Raw genomic sequence first — 16,177 nt, 5'->3', positions numbered from 1 at the left:
TTTTCGGCTTTTGTCACTTTTTAGATGAATAGTAACTAAAGCATAGAACCAAGTAAAACAATTTATATCTTTGTAAATAAACACAAATAAACGATATGAGAATAATTCCCGATTCAGAACTGATTATAAATAGTGATGGCAGTGTCTTTCACTTACATATAAAACCCAAGCAACTATCAGACAAAATAATAATGATGGGCGACCCCGACAGAGTGAGCCTTACCGCATCTTTTTTTGATAGTATAGAATGTGATATCCAAAGCCGGGAGTTTCATACGATTACCGGAACGTATAAAGGGAAGCGCATTACCGCTCTTTCGCATGGTATCGGCCCCGATAATATAGATATTGTAATTACAGAATTGGATGCGTTGGCTAATGTCGATTTCAAGACACGTGAAGTAAAGAAAGACTTCAAACAGCTGACGATGGTTCGTGTAGGAACATCAGGAGGCTTGCAGCCTCATTGCCCAATCGGTTCGTATGTCGTTGCAGCAAAGTCGATCGGTTTCGACGGAGTACTCAATTATTATGCAAATCGTGATAAAGTGACATTGGGTGACTTTGAGGATACCTTTAAGAAACATGTTGGCTGGAATCCCCAACACTGTGCTCCGTATGTTGTAAAGGCCGATGAGGAATTGGTAGAACGCATAGGGCATGACATGATAAAAGGTGTTACCATATCTGCCATTGGCTTTTATGGGCCACAGGGGCGATATGTGCGTATGCCGTTGGCCAATCCCGATCTGAATAGTAAAATAGAGTCATTCCGGTTTGGAGAAGATTCTATTACCAACTATGAGATGGAAAGCGCACCGTTGGCAGGAATGAGCCGGTTGATGGGGCATAAAGCCATGACTGTATGTACAATAATAGCCAATCGTTTGGCAGGAGAGTCGAATTCAAATTACAAGGGTTCGATAGAAGATTTAATAAAGAAAGTATTGGAGCGTATTTAATGAAGACACAAACAAAAAAGAGGCTCAAGCGTATGTTTTGGGTATTATCAACCGGACTTATTTTAGCGGTTTTAGCAATCCTTTTTGCTAACTGGAAAATTCCTCACGATTCTAAAGGTTTTGTATATAATGAAGTAGATAGCATACCCCCTCAGAAAGCCGCGTTGGTTTTGGGTGCTGCTAAGAATATAGGCAATCGCCCCAATTTATATTTTACATACCGCATTCAGGCTGCAAAAGAATTATATGATGCCGGTAAGGTACAGGCCTTTGTTGTAAGCGGAGACAATAGTCGCAAAGATTATAATGAGGCAGACGATATGCGTGCCGCTCTTGTCGAAGCCGGCGTGCCCGACAGTATTATACATTGCGATTATGCGGGCTTGCGTACACTCGATTCGGTAGTGAGGATGAATGAAATATTTGGTCAGGATTCGTTTATTATCGTGTCGCAAGAGTTTCATAACGAAAGGGCTGTGTTTTTGGCTCAGAATTACGGGCTGACAGCCTATGGATATAATGCAAAAGATTTATCGCTTAACCGCTCGTCATACAGAACTAAAATAAGGGAGTTGTTTGCAAGGGTAAAAGTCTTTGTGGATATCGCTACAGGCAAAGAGCCAAAGTATCTGGGAGAAAAAATTAAAATCTGAAATCTTTTAAGAATTATGGTCTTGCTGATATTAGATGGAAACACTAATTTTGTCGCTTCTTTAAATAAGGTTAATTTAAACAATAATAAATTATATTAATGAAAAAGCTCTTATTCGTGCTCTCTTTATGTGTAGCATGCACCCTTGTATATGCTCAGGACTCAAATAGTGAACTGTTAAAAAAATTAGTAGAGAAAAATATATTGACTCAAAGTGAAGCCGACTCGATACGAGGAAATGCATCGGCAAAAAGTGTATTGGGAAACGGGACTACCGAGAAAATCAGGCAGGCTTTTAATACTCCATACATGCGTTTCGGAGGATATGGATTATTCATGTACAGATATAGCGATGTAGCGAATGTTAAGCATGACTTCGAGCCAAGAGTAATATTCTTATCGATGCGTGGTGAACTGACCAAAAATCTGAAATATTTTATTTTGGCAGAGTTTGTTAACCCAATGCCATACGAGTTTTGGGGAGAATGGACTCCGGCTAAAGAGTTTAATATCAGGTTGGGACAGATGAAGACGCCTCTTTCTCTCGAAAATCAAATATCATTAACCGATATTGAAGGAGTTTTCAATACTCGTTCTATTTCTGCTCTTATCGGAATGGGAGATGATGTACAGAGACAACAAAATAATAAGAATAATACAGGACGTGATGCCGGTGTGATGGCATACGGTAACTTGTTAAAAACGCAAACGCATGACCTACTCGAATATAAGGTAGGTTTGTTTCAGGGGACAGGTATTAATACCACAGAAAATAATAACTCGAAAGACTTCGCTGCAAACTTGATGCTTCAACCCATAAAGAATTTTAGAATCGGTGGAGGGGTATATCTTGGAGAAGCTAAGTATATAAAACCCGGAGAAACAGAGAAGAATGATCATGTTCGTAATCGTTGGATTGCAAGCTCCGATTATCGTTCAGAGAGAGTGTATGCTCGTGCTGAATGGATAAGAGGTAATGATGGCGGTATCAGCAAAGAAGGTCTTCATGGAATGGGGCTATATTATTTTGTTCCTAAAAAGTTCAATGCTTTTGCAAAGGTAGACTATCTGAATCAGAATAGAGACACAAGCAAGGAGGTGATTGATTATACACTGGGCTTGAATTATTATTTTTACGGAGCATGCCGTTTTCAGGTAAATTATACTTACTCAGATTACTCAAAGAGTTGGGGTGAGAAAAATTCGAATGTAGTATTAGGTCAAATGCAGATTGTATTTTGATCAGACATTCACGAAATATGAAAAGGTTATTTCGAAAGGAATAACCTTTTTCAGTACATTTGTATTGATATCTTAAAAAAATATAGTCTGATGAAGATCTGCTACCTTATATTAGCCCATAATAATTTCAGGCATTTAGATCGTCTGATTGATGCTTTGGATGATACGGATAGCACTTTCTATATTCATTTAGACAAGAAGGCAGGGCAGGACTATATCCCTAAAAAGAGTGATGCTACAATTATTCCCACCTCCATTGATATAAACTGGGGGGGGATTTCTATGGTAGAGGCTACATTGGCTCTCTTGGAATTTGGAGTGCAACGTTCCTCTGATGCCGATTATTATATTTTGCTTAGTGGGGTCGATTACCCCATCCGATCCAAAGCTTTCTTGCATAAGCTATTAGAAAAGAGGAAAGAGTATATAGATATTGCACCTCTCCCTGTTCCATACAAGCCGGCCGAGCGTTACGAGTATTATTACTTCGATTACAATCGGCGCAATCTGAAGCATTACAATCCCAAGTTCCTAATTGAGGTGTTGCTTAAAAAGTTGAAGATAAAAAGGAAAGCTCCTTTTCAGATATATGCCGGTTCACAATGGTTTGCTCTTACCCGCGAATGCATCGGATATATTCTGAATACCGTAAAGGATGACAGAAGGTATCTTGATTTTTTCCGTCATACATTAGTGCCTGATGAAGCTTTCTTCCAGACAATTATAGGTAACTCTAGCTTTGTATATAAAACAGAAGCAAACCTTACATATACTGATTGGAATGTTCCTAATCCTCCTGCTACAATAGAGCAGCGTCATGTTGATCTGTTAGAAACTCATATTGAATTCAATGATGAGTTTGGGCAGCGATTCCCTTATTTTGCACGTAAGTTTAATGATGATAGTGAAAGTATTATAGAGAGGATTAGTACCGTACTTTGGAAACAAGATTAGTTTAGTAGAATCCTCTTCTAAGAAATCATATAGCTTAAGCGGCTATTGATTGGTAGTAATTACCAGTTCTTTGCCTTTCTTCAAATCGCTATGAGGTATAAAGTAACCGTCAACTTTTTTACCTCCGTAAGTAATATTGGTAATTTTCCTGCCTGAGTTTTTCTTGCTTACAGAAAACTGAGTGCCATCGCCGAACGTGAATTCTACCTTGTCGAAAAGGGGAACTGATATGATGTACGAAGGGTCGGCAGGGGAATATGTATAAAGCCCGATGGCGTTAAATACATACCATGAAGACATTTCTCCGGCGTCGTCCATTCCGGCAAGAGCCAGTTGATGCTTGCCCATTCCGTAGAAGTGATTGAGGCAGCTATCTAATATGACTTGTGATTTCTCTTGTTTGTCGACAAAATAATATAGGAAAGGGAAGCTATGATCGGGCTGATTTCCGTGGCAATATTGCCCGATAAATCCCGACAGGTTATGTGCCTCATATCCTCCCCAAGGAATAGTAAATAGAGAGTCAACTTTCTTTTCGAAGTCATCTTTACTCTTATAAAGATTAATCAACCCTTTAGTATCGTGTGGTGAAAAGAACGATGATTGCCAGGCATTCGCTTCACGATACAGGTATTCATAGTAAGGGAATTCAGGGTCAAATGGAGTAACCCATTCACCGTTTTCGAGTCGACCTCTCATCAGTTCGGTGGAAGGGTCGAAGAGATTCTTGTAATTGCCGGTTCTTTTCATCAGCATATTGTAGTTCTCCCCGTCTCCCAACTCTTTAGCTAATAGAGCAACAGCGTAGTCGTCGTAGGCATATTCTAGCGTTTTTGTAACAGCTGCTTTCGCTACGGTTTCTATCTTCGGATTTTTGATGTCCATCTCAGAAATATATCCTTTTGCTATATATTCCATCAGATGAGGACGACCTCCTTCTACTGTAGCATTTTTCAGGATGAGGTGATATGCTTTGTTCACATCAAATCCTCTAAGCCCTCTAAGATAAGAGCCTGTCACGAAAGTGGAAGCATGGTCGCCATGAAAGAACGTAGGCATAAACCCGGTCTTTTCTCCTTTGTCGGTGATGGAGTTAATTACATCTGTTGCAACATCGGGCGAAATCATTCCGAGCAAGATAAGTTTATTACGATAGTCGTCCCAAAACGAAGGGTCTGTATAGTAGCGGTAGCCCTTGTTTACAACTTCGCCTTTCGCATCCGTAAACTCTCCATTTACATCACTTCTTAGTGCCGGCCATAGGAATGAACGATATAATGAGGAATAGAATACCCATCTTTGCTTTTTAGTGCCACCCGAGACTTTTATTTTTGATAATAGGCTTTCCCATGTTTCCGTAGCTTCACTCCTTACTTGTGCAAAGTCTTTGCTCCCTATTTCTTTTTCTAGGTTTTCTTTTGCATTCTTGATGCTAACGAAAGAGAATCCTATTTTTAATTCTAGAGGTTCTTTGTTATTCGCAAAGTTAACTATTGACAGGCTTTTGCTTTCACCCCTTATAGAATCTATATTCTTTATTGCTTGATTGGAAACTGCATAGAAGTACATCTTTTCGCTATTCTCCTGAAAACCTGTGAATACGTTTTCGCCTTCTTGTGTTATTTGCCAATCCTTAATCCTTTCATTTGATGTCGAAAGATCTACTATCAGCTTTTTATCCTTTTCCTCTTCAAATGTAAACCGGTGATAGGCACAGCGCAGGGTTGATGTCATTTCTGCATTTATCCCATATCGTTTGAGGAAAACCTGATAATAGCCGGGATGGGCAGATTCATTGTCGTGGCTGTATGCCGAACAATAGTCATCTGCACTGAAGTTCCCTGTTGCGGGAAGAATAGGGATATGACATAGGTTCCAATGACCTTTGTTGGTATGTGTAAAGGCATATATAACAGTGTCTTCGTATTGGTAGCCGGAGCCGCTTCTGAACAATGTTACCGGGCTTACCTGAACCATTGCATTGGGGAGAGATGATCCCGGGAATACTTCGGCTCCCCAAGTTCTGCGAGTTGGCTTGTAGCCTAAGTCGATACTATCCCATAGTGTGGCTGTTCCTAAAAACGGGTTTACATAGTCTGTATACCTTATTTGTTGTCTTTGCGCACAACCGGTTGCAACCAATAATAGGCTAATAATAATTAGATTAAATTTATTCATGTGTTAATAGATTATGGTGATAACAAATGTTTTATGGATTAAAAAATCCTTATGTAAAAATACTTTGTTTGTATAATCTATATGTATTTGTTAAAGAACAAATTGGAGGTGTGTCACAAAAGTATACTAGATTGTCTCAGATACTTATTTTTTTAAGCTGGGTAATAGGTCTGCGATATACCTGCGACTTATATCGGCAGGTTTCAGAACTTCATCATTCCAGATAACAAGGTCTATGTCGATTTTTACAATCCCTTTTTCTTTGTCGTGAGACTCACGTCCCATTTGTCGCTCTATAGACTTAAGTTGGAGGTGAACTTTCTCTTTGTCCTGATCGGTATATACAACGGCCAGTTGGTTTAGGAAGTCATTCTTATAGTGTGCTCCATAAGGAGTAGTGACAGAAGTGTCGGAGTAAGATATCTCTCCAAAAGAGCTGTTGAGTAGTTGATGACAGAGTCTTAAATTTGTTTCTGTATCTTCATTTGTTCCTATGCAGAGAAGCGCCTTATTCATAATTAGGTGCAAATATACACTGCATTTTCGAAATAGGATGAACGATGAAACTTTATTTATGGGGCATTTTTATACATTTGTAGGATAATAGTAAAAATATGAAGTTTATAGCAATCATTCCGGCTCGATATGCCTCTACTCGTTTTCCCGGAAAGCCACTGGCGGATATGGGGGGTAAACCGATGATACAACGTGTATATGAACAGGTGAAGCGAGCCGTTCACGGTGTATGGGTGGCAACAGATGATTCCCGTATCTTCCAAATTGTACAGTCATTCGGGGGAAAAGCAGTTATGACTTCAACCGAACATCGGAGTGGAACCGACCGTATTCAAGAAGCTTATTCTAAAATTGGGGAAGATTTTGATGTAGTTATAAATGTTCAAGGGGATGAACCGTTCATTCGGCCCGAGCAGATTGAATCTCTGAAAGAGTGCTTTGATAGTAAAGATGTAGAATTGGCAACATTGGTAAAACCTTTCAAAAAAGAAGATGGCTTTGATGTTTTGTTCAATCCTAATTCTCCCAAGGTCGTTATAAATAAGAAGAACGAAGCAATCTATTTTAGTCGTTCCATTGTTCCATATATACGAGATGCTCATCACACAGAATGGCTTGATAAACATATATTTTATAAGCATATAGGGATGTATGCCTATCGAGTGGATGTGTTAAAAGAAATCACACAACTGCCACAATCTTCACTAGAGAAAGCAGAATCGCTGGAGCAACTCCGTTGGATAGAAAATGGCTACCGTATACGAGTGGGTTATACAGATGTGGAAACAATTGGTATCGATACCCCCGAAGATATGGAAAGAGCGATTAAGCTGCTGAAATAAGTAAGCCTTAAACAACAATATAGATTTCTGTTTATGAGTTAAACGCTTGTTTAGGTTGATTTTATTTTTTATTTTTGCTTCTTAAACAATCGTTTAGAACACATGTTTAATAATGAAGATTCTTCGGAAGTAAGGAAACGGATTCTGAGTGAAGCGCAAATCCTTTTCATAAAAAATGGCTACAAAGGCACTAGTGTCAGGGATATAGCTAAGGCTTCGGGTACGAATGTGGCAATGGTAAATTATTATTTCCAGTCGAAATATAACTTATTTGAGATCATATTCGAAGACGCATTGGATGTGCTTACCAAAAGGATATTCGAGACTGTAACCTCCGATCTTCCATTTTTTGAATTAATCGAAACCTGGATACACGCCTACTATGAAATTCTTTTCCAATATCCGGAAATTGCAGCATTTATTCTAAATGAAGTGAGCCTCAATCCAGAAGCATTTACTCAGCGTATAAAGAATAAAAACCCCTATAGTTCTTTCAGTAAGATAGAAAAGCGTATAGCCGAAGAAGTGGAGAAGGGTACAATAAGAGAAACCCCGGCAGCTGATCTCTTATTGAATATCTTGTCTTTATGCATGTTCCCTTTTATGTTCGGAAATTTAGCTAAAACTTTGATGGAGATTCCTTCTGGCGTCTACAATGAGCTGATAGCCAATCATGAAAAATATGTGATAGAATTTACTATAAACGCACTGAAACCGTGCGATAATGAGATCAAACGAAATAAATTAACACAATAATTATGAACAAGGAACAACAATATAAAATGGGAATTGATGTTGGGTCAACAACCGTGAAAATTGTAGTTTTGGATGATAATAATACAATTATTTACAAATCATACTGTAGGCATCAGGCGAATATACAGCAGACTCTGATAGCCGAACTGCAAAAGGTGATTGAAGTATATACCCAAACAAAGTTTACAATAAATATATCAGGATCAGCGGGAATGGGTATTGGCGAACGTGTCGGTATTTCATTTGTTCAGGAAGTTGTTGCTGCCGTGGAGGTAGTAAAGAATGTTTATCCTGCTGCTCATACATTAATCGACTTGGGAGGGGAAGATGCTAAGATGGTGTTTTTCAGCGAGGGTCGCCACCCTGATATACGAATGAATGGGAGTTGTGCTGGAGGGACAGGTGCTTTTATAGATCAGATGGCGAGTCTGATGAATATTACCATCGAAGAGTTGGGGGTAAAGGCGCTGGATTTTGACAAAATATATCCGATAGCTTCACGATGTGGTGTATTTGCTAAAACCGACGTGCAGAATCTTATTAGCCGGAATATCCCTGTTTCGGATATCTCTGCTTCGATACTTCATGCTGTTGCTTTACAATCGGTTACTACCCTTGCGCGTGGGTGCGAGATTATCCCTAAGATAATCTGTATTGGGGGACCGTTGACTTTTATTCCTGCGTTGCGAAATGCTTTTCGTGAGGTTCTTAAGATACAGAGCGAAGATATAATTGTTCCCGAGAATGGGGAATACTTCCCAGCATGGGGTTCTGCTCTTTATCACGAAGCTGATGCAAAAACGTTTAATTTGCACGAACTGGTGGATAAACTTTCGGAATCTACGTCATCAAATCATAGTGATGCACTCGAACCACTTTTCAAAGACGAACTTGAATATATTGAGTGGGATGCGAACCGCAATGTAAAAGCCTTGAAGTTTAAACCTCTGGGAGAAGAGAAGTATGTAGAATGCTTTTTGGGCATAGATTCCGGATCTACTACATCTAAAGTAGTAGTGATGGATACAGAAGCCAACATCATATATAAGTTTTACGGTAATAACGAAGGAAATCCTCTGAGAAAAGTGATGGAGGGGCTATCCTTATTCTATAAAGAAGCTCAAGAGAAGGGTGTGTCCGTGAAATTCCTTTCGTCAGCAGCTACCGGCTACGGCGAAGATTTGATGAAGTCTGCTCTCGGACTTGATTACGGAATTGTAGAGACCATAGCGCACTTGTCAGGGGCACAATATGTTGATCCCGATGTGTCGTTCGTGCTCGATATAGGAGGGCAAGATATTAAGTCAATCTTTATCAACAATGGGTTGATCTCGAATATAGAGCTGAATGAAGCTTGTTCTGCGGGCTGTGGCTCGTTTCTGCAAAACTTTGCATCTACAATGAGCATGGAACTTTCTGATTTTGCTCGTGCTGCTTGTTTGGCTAAGTATCCGAGTGATCTGGGGTCTCGTTGTACGGTGTTTATGAACTCAAAGGTAAAGCAGTCTTTAAGGGAGAATGCAGGGAATGATGATATTGCGGCTGGTTTAGCTTACTCTGTTGTTAAGAACTGTTTATTTAAAGTACTCAAAATTTCTAACCTGAAACAGCTTGGAGACCATATCGTTGTACAAGGAGGTACATTCCGTAACGATGCCGTTTATCGTGCATTGGAAATGCTTTCGGGTAAAACTGTAAGTTCTACCGATCATCCTGAATTGATGGGAGCTTTGGGAGCCGCATTATACTCTCAGCGATTATGGGAGAAAAACCAAAACGTAACAACTTTTTCAGGAGAAGAGGCATTGTTTGATCTGTCTACAATTAACTCTAAGGAGTTGACTTGCAAAGGTTGTACAAACCTATGCTCGGTATTACGATTCAAATTTAACAATGGGAATATCAGTTATGCCGGAAATAAGTGTGAGAAAGTTTTCTATAATAAAAATAATGACCGCAAGGAAGGCTATAATGCTTTTGACAGGAAAAATGAAATACTTTTCAATCGTCCTGTAAAAGCTGATAATATAGAAAAAGGAAAAACGATAGGTATCCCTCGTGTGCTGAACATGTTCGATAATTATCCATTCTGGCATACTTTATTTACAGCATGCGGATTTAATGTGAGACTATCTCCCGAATCTACCTTCCCGTTATATCAAAAAGGAGTGGGAGGGGTGATGTCTGATAATATTTGTTTCCCTGCCAAACTTGTGCACGGACATATACTCGCTCTGATAGAGCAAAAGGTAGATCGGATTTTTTATCCGATTGTACCTAAAGAAGAAAAAGAATTCGGGCAATCGTCCAACTCATTCAACTGCCCCGTAGTTAGTGGCTACCCTGACGTTATCCAAAGTTCGATAAACCCATCGGGCAGACACGGTATCCCTTATGATGAGCCGGTGATAACATTCAGTAGTGATAAGGCCTTGGCTAAAGGCTGTTATAATTACTTGTCAGGCTTGGGAGTATCTAAAGATGTTTTTGATAAGGCATTTCAACAAGCTTTAGTTGTAAAGGATAGTTTAAAACAAGAACTTTATGGCTATCAGAAAGAGTTGTTGGATAAAGCCTTAGAGACGGGAGAGTTGACATTTATCGTTGCAGGTCGTCCATATCATACAGACCCGTTGATTCATCAGAAAGTTGGTCAGATATTTTCAGACCTCGGGGTTATAGTACTTACCGATGATGTGTTTCGTAAACCCGAAAGTCAAGGCTTTAGTAAGTTGAATATTATTTCGCAATGGTCTTACCCCAACCGTGTAGTACAGGCTGCGATGGAAGTAGCCAAGTTGCCTCAAAATATACAATTGGTACAGCTCAACTCCTTTGGTTGTGGTCCCGATTCCTTCTTTATGGACGAGACGCGTGATATATTGAAGGCTGCCGGCAAAAATATAACTGTTCTTCGTATCGATGAAATAGCCAGTCCGGGTTCTATTCGTTTGCGTTTGCGCTCATTGGTAGAGTCACTCAAAGCTGTAAAGTCTTATGATCTGGTAGCAAGCGATTCGTATAAAGGCTATTCTGCTCCATATAAAAAAGAGAAAGACAAAAATAAAACGGTTCTGATTCCTTGGCTTTGTGATTTTATCTCCCCATTTGCCCCGGCATTGGGTGAAATTCTTGGGCTGAAGGTAGAGAATCTTCCTAAATCAAATAAAGTCTCCGCTGATCTTGGTTTGATGTATGGAAACAATGAAGTGTGCTATCCGTCTACCCTCATTCTGGGAGATATTATCAATGCACTCCAGTCGGGAAACCATGAAGCGAAAGATATTGTGCTGGCAATTACTCAAACAGGAGGTCAGTGTCGTGCTACAAACTATATAGCACAGATCAAGACCGGATTGCAAAATGCAGGATTCAATGATATTCCTGTAATAGCACTCAGCTCGGGGGAAACGTATCAGAATGACGAGAGTGAATTTACGTTGGAATGGAAAAAAATAGCAAAGATCGCAGTTCCAATTGTATTATATGGCGATGGTCTGCAACAGATGCATAGTGCTATTTCTGTGCGTGAAAAAAAGGAAGGAGCGTCGCAGCAGATATTTGATTTTTATATCGAACGAGGGATTGATGCTGTTCGTGCAAAGGATGCAAAAACATTGTATAGATTACTGAAAGAGGCTGTCGAGGATTTTAACAATGTACCTATCTACGATAAAGAATATTCGAAAGTGGGGCTTATCGGAGAAATATTTGTGAAGTACAATAATTATGCTCAGTCAAATATATCCGAATGGTTACGGTCTCGTAATGTAGAAGTTTCTACTCCTCCATTGTTAGACTTTCTTATGCAGTTTTTTGTTAATAGTAAGGTGAATGTAGAAAATGGACTTAGTGAAGAAACGATTTTTTCGAAGACTCTAAAGCCCCTTATTTGGTGGTATATAAATAGTAAAGTGAAAAGGTCGGAGAAGATATTGAGCAAGTTCAAGTTTTATGAACCTTCAGAATCTATATATGCGAAAGCAGAAGCGGCTTCAGAAGTTTTAAACCTCTCCAATCAGTTTGGGGAAGGTTGGCTTATCCCCGGAGAAATTGCTCATTATGCTCGTAAGGGTGTAAATAAAGTTGTTTGTCTGCAACCGTTCGGGTGTATTGCAAATCATATTGTAGCCAAGGGGGTAGAAAAGCGGATTAAGGAAATCTATCCGAATATGAATATCTTGTATCTGGATATCGATGGAGGTATTGCAGAGGTGAACTTACAAAATCGCCTCCATTTTATGATATGATGACCAGTTGTCTCACAGCTTTGTAAATTCATATATGTTGTTTCTGAACGGAGAAAATAGTTTTAGGACTTAAAATTTTTCTCTATTCAGAAACAATATTTTAGTATGTTATTTTGTCCAATATCAAAATTATAACTGTAGCAAGTACCTATAATTAAAAAAATAAAAACTTATATTTGCAGAAATATTCAGTCATAACTATCTATGAAGAAATCCCATTTTCTGCAAACATTATACTTGCAAAAACCTCTCTTCCTGATTCTTCTTATAGCGACCTTATCGACTCTTCCTTGGATAGGATTAGGAGATTTTTATACCAAGGGTGAGCCTCGTGAGGCTGCACTGGCGGTATCGATGATCGAGAAAGGAGAGTGGGTTATCCCTTCTAGTTATGCGGATGAATTTGCATATAAACCACCATTGAATCATTGGCTTATAGCCGGCTTTTCTTTAGCCTTGACGCATGGCGAAGTTACCCCCTTTACGTCGCGCCTGCCATCTGCAATTGCATTTATTGCTATGATTGGGGTCTGCTTTATGTTTTTTGCTCGTCGCAGACCTGTTATAGAGGCTTTCGTTTCGTGTCTTATTCTGATTACCTGTTTCGAAATACACAGGGCTGCCATGACTACTCGGGTAGATATGGTACTCACTTTCTTGCTCGTGGCATCTATTATTCAAATGTATGCATGGTATCAAAAGCGGCGGGTGTATCAGCTTATTTCCATCTGGCTGCTTCTTAGTATGGCTACCCTTACCAAGGGACCGATAGGGGTACTACTGCCATGTATGATATTCGGCGTATTTTTGCTTTTCCAAAAGGAAAACTTTTTCAAAGCAGCACTAAAATGTATCTTGGTTGCACTTCCTGCATTTATCATACCCCTAATTTGGTATTATGCTGCTTATAAGATAAAAGGGGAGGCGTTCTTCGATCGTGTGTTTTATGAGAATTTTGGCAGATTCCTTCATCTGAAGGCTGCTGATATGGATGCAAGCTATGAGCTGGGGCATGATGGGCCGTTTTGGATTTACATCGTATATCTGGTATCAGGCTTTTTGCCTTGGACTATTTTGCTTGTGATTTCTCTTTTCTTTTTGAAATATAAAAGAGTGAGTGGATCGGTAAAACAAATCATAAACAATATTGTAGGTAAAATAATGGCTATGGACAAAGCACTCCTATATAGTCTTATAGTTATTGTTGTTTCGCTACTCTTCTACTCTATTCCTGTGTCGAAAAGGAGTGTATATATAATGCTCGTGTATCCGTTTATCTCAATATTTATCGCTCGCTTTTTTATTTATCTTGTTGATGCAAAACCGAAAGCGGTTCGTATATCAACCTCTATTCTGTTAGCGATTTCAATTATCGCTCTTCTGATAATAGGACTCGCATATACACGAGTTGTTGATATAGAAGTTATTGCAGGACATTTTGCCAAGAGAGAGAGAACCCTTCAGGATATCAAAATCTTCTCGGATATGTTCAAGTCCCCGGGTTGGTTAGGCTTATTTGGAATTTCGATTTTGCTATGCGCTACGATTAACAGCATTTATTTGTTGCGCAAAAAGATCAATATAAAAATATTGATGGCAGGTTTTGGAATCATGTTTTCTATCAATGTTTTCATGGATTCTTATTTGCTGTCTAATTTTAAAGATACTTATTCGGCTCGCCCATTTGCTGAAATGGTTTCTGAGAAATATAAGCCCGATGGAGAGATATACGTTACGAATAATCTGAAAAAGTATTTCAATCTGTATGCGTTAAATTTTTATCTGCACAATAACTTTAAGAACATAGATATAGAATCTCCAAAAGAAGGTTATTTTGTGACTTTGGAGAAATATTCAGATAGTATTCGTCAAGAATATGGAAATAGATATGAGTTTGAACTTTTAGAAAAAAGCGACAAGCTAAACGAATACAGAACTTCGATGTTATTTTATAGAATAAAATCGAGGAATTAACTCAGCCTTAGCAAACGATTAGAGACACATGAAGCAACAAATTAGTAAACTGGTTAAAAGTGATTCGATAAAACAATTGATAAAATATGGTCTCGTAGGTGTAGTGGGACTTGTTATTGATATGGGTGTTTACTACTTACTGGTTACTAAATATTCTGTGCATTACCCTTTTTCAGTTCATATCAGTACTCTTTTGGGTGGAAGGATGTCTATTGGGATGCTTGATATTCTTATTTCCAATATTATAAGTTCAACTTTGGCAGTGATTAATAACTTTATACTAAACAGCTATTTTACATTTAAGGTAACCGACAACAAGCTGAAGCGGTTTACTTCTTTTGCCGGTATAGCTTTGGTAGGCATGGTTATAAGCTCTATGCTGCTTACATTGTTTATTGGCGTTATGAAGATAGATGATATGTTGGCAAAAGCATTTGCTATATGTATTGTGGCTGCTATTCAATTTATAATTAATAAGTTTTTTACTTTCAAGCAAAAGTAAGTCTAGATAGGATGTTACATTTTAACATTATAAATGCAATAATTACACGAGCAACTAAAAACAAAATTCCATATTAATTGTTCTATAAGGGATAACGATAACCTTACTTATTTTGTATTCTAAAAATTTTACAATGAACTACCGATAAGAAGGGATATTCAGTAGTGTTTATTGTCTATTTCAGCTATATTTTTTTTGAACTTTTAATGTGGAATGCTTAACAACAGTATAAAAAAATATGTGTCCAACCCGGTAATCGGGCTTTTACCATTTCTCTTATATGTAATACTTCATATAGCAAATGTGGAAGAAGGATTAGCGCTAATTATCAGCCTTTTCTCTGCTATAATTGGAGAACTTCTAGTGCGTGTCTGTTACAAAACCCGAGGGTTTAGTATGACATTCTATATTTCGGCAATAGCTATTTTTATCACTTTGCTTATCTGGTTGCTGACTCATAAATATAATTCGCAATTAAACACCTATCTGGTGATATGCGAAATTGTAATAATATGCCTGTTCATGCTCTTAAGAGTAAGTAAGACATATATTGCTACACGATTTTTTCGACATAGAAACCATCTTCAGAAGGCACTCATGAGCGAGTTCTATGGTTGTGCTACACTTGTTCAGTATGGTTTGACTTTACATATTTTTGCCATACTGTTATATCGACAATTTTCTTTTAATTATAATTTCTTACACTCATCGGATATAATTATATTCGTTGCTACGCCGGTCTTTATTGTCTCCCTGATAGGGGTATATCAAACGGTGAAAGTAGGTAATCTGGTCTCGAAGCTTAAACAAGAAGATTGGATTCCTATCGTTACAGAGAAGGGGGAGGTTACAGGCAAAATAGCGAAGAGCGTATCTTTGAATATGAAAAACCGATTCATGCATCCCGTTGTTCGGGTGGCTCTCATCTCAGGATCGAAGATATATTTGCAAGAACGTCCCAAGAATGATTTGCTGAACCCTTCAAAGCTGGATTATCCGTTCGAAAAATATATGCTCTTCAATCATGAGATCAACCTATCGGCACGAAACAGTATAAGACGAATGCTTGGCCAAGAAACAAATATTCCATTAAAATTTGTCCTCAAATACGTATTTGAGAATGACGATACAAAGCGTTTGAATTTCTTGTTTGTAGCCAATGTTGACGATGAGTTTAGTATAAAGAGAACCGGAAAATTGAATGGAAAGTTCTGGACTATAAAACAATTAGAGGCGGGTTTTGCCGATGAAATCTTTAGTGAATGTTTTGAACTGGAATTTGAATACCTTAAAAATATGGTATTACTATCTCCTGAGAATCAGGGGAGCCAATCTGTATAAAACCTCTC

Annotated in this window: 12 protein-coding genes; 10 read left to right on the top strand and 2 right to left on the bottom strand. The window is 38.5% G+C overall.

Annotated elements, in window-relative coordinates:
- The first annotated feature begins 95 nt into the window (after window positions 1–95).
- The 4 genes from HMPREF9456_RS00565 (at window position 96) to HMPREF9456_RS00550 (ending at window position 3,810) form a co-directional block, all read left to right on the top strand.
- Complete coding sequence (locus HMPREF9456_RS00565) at window positions 96–962, top strand: nucleoside phosphorylase (protein ID WP_006841488.1); 867 nt, start codon at window positions 96–98, stop codon at window positions 960–962.
- Window positions 962–1,615: a SanA/YdcF family protein gene (locus tag HMPREF9456_RS00560; protein ID WP_006841487.1), complete on the top strand. Its 654-nt coding sequence runs from the start codon at window positions 962–964 to the stop codon at window positions 1,613–1,615. The genes HMPREF9456_RS00565 and HMPREF9456_RS00560 overlap by 1 nt, the downstream gene beginning before the upstream one ends.
- 98 nt (window positions 1,616–1,713) lie before the next feature.
- Window positions 1,714–2,856 (top strand): porin, encoded by a 1,143-nt coding sequence (locus HMPREF9456_RS00555; RefSeq protein ID WP_006841486.1) that lies wholly within the window; start codon window positions 1,714–1,716, stop codon window positions 2,854–2,856.
- A gap of 90 nt (window positions 2,857–2,946) precedes the next feature.
- Complete coding sequence (locus HMPREF9456_RS00550) at window positions 2,947–3,810, top strand: beta-1,6-N-acetylglucosaminyltransferase (protein WP_006841485.1); 864 nt, start codon at window positions 2,947–2,949, stop codon at window positions 3,808–3,810.
- Window positions 3,811–3,852: 42 nt separating this feature from the next.
- On the opposite strand, the gene HMPREF9456_RS00545 is transcribed toward HMPREF9456_RS00550, so the two are convergent.
- Together HMPREF9456_RS00545 and HMPREF9456_RS00540 are read right to left on the bottom strand one after the other, a co-directional pair.
- Window positions 3,853–5,988, bottom strand: a complete 2,136-nt coding sequence (locus HMPREF9456_RS00545) for a GH92 family glycosyl hydrolase (RefSeq protein ID WP_006841484.1) — start codon at window positions 5,986–5,988, stop codon at window positions 3,853–3,855.
- Window positions 5,989–6,132: 144 nt separating this feature from the next.
- Complete coding sequence (locus tag HMPREF9456_RS00540) at window positions 6,133–6,504, bottom strand: 2-amino-4-hydroxy-6-hydroxymethyldihydropteridine diphosphokinase (protein WP_006841482.1); 372 nt, start codon at window positions 6,502–6,504, stop codon at window positions 6,133–6,135.
- A gap of 98 nt (window positions 6,505–6,602) precedes the next feature.
- On the opposite strand from HMPREF9456_RS00540, the gene kdsB reads away from it, so the two are divergent.
- The 6 genes from kdsB to HMPREF9456_RS00510 all read left to right on the top strand — a co-directional run bounded on the left by kdsB (window position 6,603) and on the right by HMPREF9456_RS00510 (window position 16,169).
- Window positions 6,603–7,346: a 3-deoxy-manno-octulosonate cytidylyltransferase gene (kdsB, locus tag HMPREF9456_RS00535; protein ID WP_006841481.1), complete on the top strand. Its 744-nt coding sequence runs from the start codon at window positions 6,603–6,605 to the stop codon at window positions 7,344–7,346.
- 102 nt (window positions 7,347–7,448) lie between these two features.
- Window positions 7,449–8,102, top strand: coding sequence for a TetR/AcrR family transcriptional regulator (locus HMPREF9456_RS00530; protein WP_006841480.1), 654 nt, complete (start codon window positions 7,449–7,451; stop codon window positions 8,100–8,102).
- 2 nt (window positions 8,103–8,104) lie between these two features.
- On the top strand, window positions 8,105–12,352 hold the full coding sequence (locus tag HMPREF9456_RS00525; RefSeq protein ID WP_006841479.1) for an acyl-CoA dehydratase activase: 4,248 nt from the start codon (window positions 8,105–8,107) through the stop codon (window positions 12,350–12,352).
- 204 nt (window positions 12,353–12,556) lie between these two features.
- The gene (locus HMPREF9456_RS00520) at window positions 12,557–14,326 is read left to right on the top strand and encodes an ArnT family glycosyltransferase (RefSeq protein WP_006841478.1); all 1,770 of its coding nucleotides are present in this window, start codon (window positions 12,557–12,559) and stop codon (window positions 14,324–14,326) included.
- Between the two features lie 28 nt (window positions 14,327–14,354).
- The gene (locus HMPREF9456_RS00515) at window positions 14,355–14,828 is read left to right on the top strand and encodes a GtrA family protein (protein ID WP_006841477.1); all 474 of its coding nucleotides are present in this window, start codon (window positions 14,355–14,357) and stop codon (window positions 14,826–14,828) included.
- A 213-nt stretch (window positions 14,829–15,041) separates the two neighbouring features.
- A complete protein-coding gene (locus HMPREF9456_RS00510) occupies window positions 15,042–16,169 on the top strand; it encodes an NUDIX hydrolase (protein ID WP_006841476.1) in 1,128 nt (375 codons plus the stop codon).
- Window positions 16,170–16,177 lie beyond the last annotated feature (8 nt).

It is taken from the genome of Dysgonomonas mossii DSM 22836, from assembly GCF_000213575.1.
Lineage (GTDB): Bacteria > Bacteroidota > Bacteroidia > Bacteroidales > Dysgonomonadaceae > Dysgonomonas > Dysgonomonas mossii.
Note: the sequence above shows the minus strand (reverse complement) of the source record. Positions and strands in the feature narration are given on the sequence as shown.